This is a genomic window from Gordonia sp. CNJ-863 (assembly GCF_001942325.1).
GTDB lineage: Bacteria > Actinomycetota > Actinomycetes > Mycobacteriales > Mycobacteriaceae > Gordonia > Gordonia alkanivorans.
In genome coordinates this window covers 1-2,044 of the sequence record NZ_MKKG01000069.1, presented here as the reverse complement: position 1 = coordinate 2,044, position 2,044 = coordinate 1, and the positions used below count along the sequence as shown (strand labels likewise).

Annotated in this window: 1 protein-coding gene; it reads right to left on the bottom strand. The window is 65.7% G+C overall.

What is annotated here, in order from left to right; all coding sequences use genetic code 11:
- Nucleotides 1-103: 103 nt before the first annotated feature.
- A partial coding sequence (locus BJF87_RS22695) for an FtsK/SpoIIIE domain-containing protein (protein WP_084813254.1) occupies nt 104-2,044 on the bottom strand: 1,941 nt, incomplete at its 5' end.

Genomic DNA, 2,044 nt, shown 5'->3' with positions numbered 1-2,044 from the left:
TTGGCGTCGAGCGCGGTGCGCACGGCAGCCACTTCGTCGGGAGCGGGGGTGAGGATGGAACGCAGGATGCCCATGACAGAGGTGTCCTCTCTTCGGTGGTGGGTTAAGCGACAGAACTGGTTTTGTCGAGATCGATGGCGTCGGCCTCGCCCGGCTCGGCGGTGAGGACGACTTCGTCGGGTGCGAACTCGGCGTTGAGGGTGACGCGCGGATTGGCGTCGTCGCGCAGCTTCGCGCGCACGAGCTTCTTGCCGACCCGGGTAACCGCGACGACTGTGGCTACGGTTCCGTCGTCGTCGACGTGCACCCGCATGCCCTCGGTCAGGTCCGCGGCGTAGACGCCGTCGTCTCCGGCGGTGGTCGGGTCGAGGCCGGCGATCGGTGCCGGCGGTTCGGGGGTTGCCTCGCGCTGCTCGGCGAGGAAGGAGCGCATCTCTGAGGAGAAGCACGCCATGATCGGCCCATCGCCGGGAGTGCGGATCAACCCGCCGACCTTCTGTAGGTGCTCACGCACTTCGGGCACGAAGTTCTGCAACTGGGCCCCTGCGATGGCGGCCTCGCGCAGCGCGGTCACGATCTCCTGGTCCTCGGAGTCCAGGCGGTTCCACCGGTTGGGGTGCATGTCGGGGTTGGGCGTCCAGTGCACCTGTGCGTGCATCGGTCGGCCTTCGGCGTCGGCGACGGTGGCGCGCCCGGGCACACTGGCGTCGACGTCGCGTCCCACGTGGGCATCACCCCACATCATCTCCGCGCCCTGCTGCGACAGGCTCGACAGCGAGATGCGGGTGCCGAAGTTGTCGCGCACCGAGGTAGCGTCTTCACCGAAATTGGTGGCGTCAGGGCGTTGCACTCCCAGGATGATGCGGCCCTGCAAGCTTCGGATGAGCGCGAGAATCTCACCGATCTTGCCCAGCGGATTGGAGTTCTTGACGAACCGCGCCAACACGGCCTGCTCGTCGTCAGGGTCGTCCTTGTCGCCCTTGTAGGCCGCCGCGCGCCGCAGGAACGCACTCATCACGAAGAACTCATCGAGCACGACGATGAACGGCGGCAGGTTCTCGTCAGGGATACGCAGACGGTGCAGAAACTCCCGGCGTGCCACCATCTCCGCGTGCACGGCGTTGATGAACTCGACGATCTGGCGGACGTGATAGATCACCGACGCCACACCCGGGTACTGATCGAAGCCATCGAGTTCGAGCATCTTCACATCCACCGCGCCGGCCACCGGCACTCCACGCGCGATCGCTTCGGTGATCAGGGTCCGGATCAGCGAGGTCTTACCGCCACCGGTTCGCCCTGCCGCGAGCACGTGACCGCGAGACGAGGACTTGTGGATGTTCCAGGTCGCCAGCACCCCGTCAGCCGCGGTGGCATACGGGATGTCGTAGAGCTGCTTGTCGTTCATCTCCCGGTAGTCGCTGATACTCAGCGGCAGGTGCCGCACGCCGCTGGGCAGAGGCTTGGCCAGCCGGATGGTGAGCTGGTTCTCCTCGGGGATGACCACCACGAACCAGTTCCACGCCCCGTCCTCGGTGACGTGCCGGGGCAGACTGGCGACCAGCGACTCTCGCAGCTTCTGCTGCAATCCCGGGAAGGCCGCTGACAGGGTGGTCTTGTAGGAGATCGTGAACCCGATCTCGGTCCCGCTCTCGTCGCGGTCGATATGGGTGATCCGGGCCTCGGGAAGCGGGAACTTCTCGTCGAGAATTTCAGTCAGCCGCTGCACGATCGGGCTCATCCCTGCGGTCTGCGATTCCGGGTCGTCACGGGTGATCACCAATCGGGCGCTACCGGCCTGCCACTCGACCTGCATCTCCCACACCCGCGCCCGCAGCAACCGGCGGGCCAGCGAGTCACCGCGGTACCGGTTGGCGTACTTGGTCAGCGCATCGACAAGTTCGCTGTACCGCCGATCGCTGATGACCGACCCGTCGGTGAACGACACGATCACTCGTCGCGGCGCGGTGATACCCGCTGGATGTCGAACCCGTACCCGTTTAGGAGTCAGATGGGTGGTCGAAGCAACCATGTTGGTGATCGC